Origin of the sequence: uncultured Gimesia sp. (genome assembly GCF_937910335.1) — a bacterium.
Lineage (GTDB): Bacteria > Planctomycetota > Planctomycetia > Planctomycetales > Planctomycetaceae > Gimesia.
In genome coordinates this window covers 1-2677 of the sequence record NZ_CALEMX010000231.1, presented here as the reverse complement: position 1 = coordinate 2677, position 2677 = coordinate 1, and the positions used below count along the sequence as shown (strand labels likewise).

Here is a 2677-nt window from a genome sequence, read left to right as displayed (position 1 = left end):
AACCGAAATCGGTCACCTCGTTCACCAGGGGCTGGCCAAAGTGTCTTAGCCAGATATGATTGACGGCAACGCGAGCCGTTAACGGATTCTTGCGATGTGTCATCCAGCGGGCAAACGCTGAGCGACGCCCGGTGCTGGTTTCTGGAAATGGTTTGTAGCGTGAATCGTCTTTTTCAGCGGGTCCTTCCAGGGCTTTGCGTGAGGCTCGGATTCGCGTATATTTCTCACCGGGTTTTTTGACCGTCTGCCGGGATTTTTCAAGCTGCTTGATGGCGGTGGCGATTTCTTTTTCGACTTTTTTCTTTGCCTCGCCTGTCGTTGCTTCCAATTTTTCTTCTGCCTGTGCCAGTTTTTGTTCTGCAACGGCCAGTTCATATTTTCGTGCGGCCAGAGCGGCTGCCTGTTTTAACTCTGTTTGTTTCACCACCGACTGATTCGAATATCTGGATTTATCCGCAGCGTGAGCTGTTTGCAATGATTCTTTAAAGTGTTGTGCAACCTTGAGGGATACTTCAGCGGTTTTTGATTTTGCTTTCGCAAGATTCAGTGTGATTTTTGCTGATTTCTTTCCATCGATTAATGAATCACTTAAAGCGAGAGAACTGATGCTTACCATGTCAAATTCTGCAGCGGCGTCAAAAGCCAGGATATCAATTTTCCCGGCCTCTCGCTTTACGGGAAGTGTATAAGAGATGGCGTGCTCTCCATTCAGAGCAACATTGACCAGCTGATCGCGGACTTTGATTTCCAATTCGTAAGGCACATTCAAATTCACCTTGCATGCATGCACGGCGTCACCGGGATACTCCGATTTGGAACCAGTGTTATAGGAAACCTGTAACTTGGAACCGGGTTGGACGGCACTCAAATAAATCATTTTCTCCCGCTTGCCATTCACATCGAAGGCCAGCCCTACCGAGCGCCATTTATCTCCACCAGTGGTTTTGAATTTGAATGTTGCTTTAAAATTCTGTGGATGATTCTGAATGGAACGCAGATACGCACGTCCGTAACCAGTTTTTGTTTGAATCAATTTTCCCTTCTGAAAAGCCCACTGGCCGGGACCCATCGTCCAGAGTTGTGGATTTGCTTTATTAAAATCGTCAACCAGAAATGGTTCTGCATCCTTAGTTGTTTTCGGCTGATTCTGATCGGGTTTCGATTTCTGTTCTAACTTTACTTTCTGTTCGAGATCCGCCAGTTGTTTTTTGGCTTGCTGTAACGTTTTTTTGGCAATTTCAATCTTTGCTGAGGCTGTTTTGAGCTGGTCTTTTAAGACAAATTCCTGCATCGCTGGATGATGTGCTTCCGGTGGTAGAGTTACCGGAGTAATCTTGAATTCATCGAATGTGAAGAGTTCTGGGGGAGCAGGCTTCATTTCCCGGCTTTTATCCGAGTCCTTCTCGTTACCGCGAATGTGCACGTAGGTTTTGGTATCAGCGTGGGCATCGAAGATACGAGGTAACCCATTTTTCTCAAGATCTGTTTCTCCGGGAAGTGCGTCAAGCCGCACCTGATAAGGTTCAAAAATGGCCCGCATCTGATAATAATCGACGTTCGTCAGCGGATCATATTTGTGATCGTGGCATTTGGCACAATTCATCGTCAGTCCCAAAAATGCTTTCGATGTATGTTCCAAAGTACTGTCGAGCCAGGTAGTGCGATTGAAGAGATAATAATGTCGCGCCAGAAAACCGGTAGCACGGAGCGCTTTGTGATCAGTCGGTTTGATTTCATCGGCGGCGAGCATATCCTGAATCATCTCGGCATAACTACTGTCCCGATTCAGGGATTCGATAATCCAGTCTCGCCAGTGCCAGATATGTTTCTGGCTGTAACGTAACTGTGCTCCCAATCCGTACCAGTCTGTATATCGCCAGATATCCATCCAGTGGCGGCCCCAGCGTTCGCCGTATTGCGGGCTCGCTAATAATTTATTTACAATTTTCTCATAAGCGTCGCTGTCCGTATCATTCACGAAATCCTGAATCTGTTCTTGTGTTGGTGGCAAGCCGACCAGATCAAGATAGACGCGGCGTAGCAATACTCGCTTCGATGCGGGCTTCACACTGAGTAATCCCTGTTTCTCTCGCTGTGCAGCCAGAAAGGCGTCGATAGGATTTCGCATTGCCGGACCAGCGTGACGTTGTGGAACTTTCGCTTTCAGAGGAGGTCGAAAAGCCCAATGATCTTTGGGACTACCGGGAATTTCTTCTTTGGGAGAAATGGCACCTTGCGCAATCCAGCTCTTGATCAATTCAATTTCATGCTTTGACAACCGGGAGCCTTCGCCCGGTGGTGGCATCTGTTCGTCTGCCTGGGCGATCACGCGTTGCAGCAGGAGACTTTCATCGATTTTACCGGGCACGAGCGCAGCGCCACTGTCACCCCCTCTCAGCATGAGGTCACGCGTTTCCAGTCGCAATTCCGATTCCTGCTTGAGTGAACTATGGCAGGCATAGCACTTCTCAGCAAAAATCGGTTTAATCTGCTTGAGATAGTCGACACCTTCAGCGCCGGACAATGTTTGTGAGAAACAGAGCCCCAGCAGACACAGCCCGAAACCAGACGCGGATCGAATGATTCTATGTTGTCGTTGTTTCATACATTAATATTTACCAAGGAACTGAAAGCCTGATAAGTCCTTACTTTTGATATTTATATATTATATATATTT

The 2677-nt window shown here is 47.4% G+C and carries 1 protein-coding gene; it reads right to left on the bottom strand.

Annotated features, from left to right (window positions below):
* On the bottom strand, nt 1-2605 hold a 2605-nt coding region (locus Q0668_RS09100), incomplete at its 3' end, for a DUF1549 domain-containing protein (protein ID WP_298863195.1).
* Between the last annotated feature and the right edge of the window lie 72 nt (nt 2606-2677).